Here is a 524-nt window from a genome sequence, read left to right as displayed (position 1 = left end):
TCGCCGGTGGCGCGGTCCCAGACCACGGTGCTTTCGCGCTGGTTGGCGATGCCGATGGCGGCGACCTGCGCAGCGTTGACGCCACCCTCGCGCAAGACCCGGCGCGCGCAGGCGAGCTGGCTGTCCCAGATGTCGAGCGCGTCGTGCTCGACCCATCCGGGCTGGGGGAAATGCTGGGGAAATTCCTGCTGGGCGCAGGCGACAACCTGGCCCTGGCGGTCGAACAGGATGGCGCGGGAACTGGTCGTTCCCTGGTCGAGCGCCAGGATGTATTGCGACTGCGGCATCGATCCTCCGCGCAAAATTCAGTGTAAAGCAGGCCGATAGGCCGGATTCTGTTGGTTGGTCTCCCCGAGGGGACTCCCACCACGACAATCATTCCTCTAGGCGCCGAATTACTCCGGCGCTCAAGCTTCCTACCCGCACGCTCCGCGAGCAACATCAACGCGTGCCTATTTGGAATTGCTCCGAGTGGAGGTTACCGCGTTTCACCGTAACTAAATACGCTCGTCTCTGTGGCCCTA

1 protein-coding gene and 1 other RNA gene are annotated in these 524 nt (G+C 63.4%); both read right to left on the bottom strand.

The genetic code is table 11. The features are described from left to right. The coding region (locus QPK31_RS26125; protein ID WP_290425798.1) for an FGGY family carbohydrate kinase at positions 1-287 on the bottom strand (287 nt) is incomplete at its 3' end. 21 nt (positions 288-308) lie between these two features. Next, an RNA gene (rnpB, locus tag QPK31_RS26120) (RNase P RNA component class A) lies at positions 309-524 on the bottom strand; the annotation flags it as partial.

The organism is Massilia sp. YIM B02769, from assembly GCF_030411995.1.
Classification (GTDB): domain Bacteria; phylum Pseudomonadota; class Gammaproteobacteria; order Burkholderiales; family Burkholderiaceae_D; genus Telluria.
This window is presented reverse-complemented; position numbering and strand designations above follow the sequence as displayed.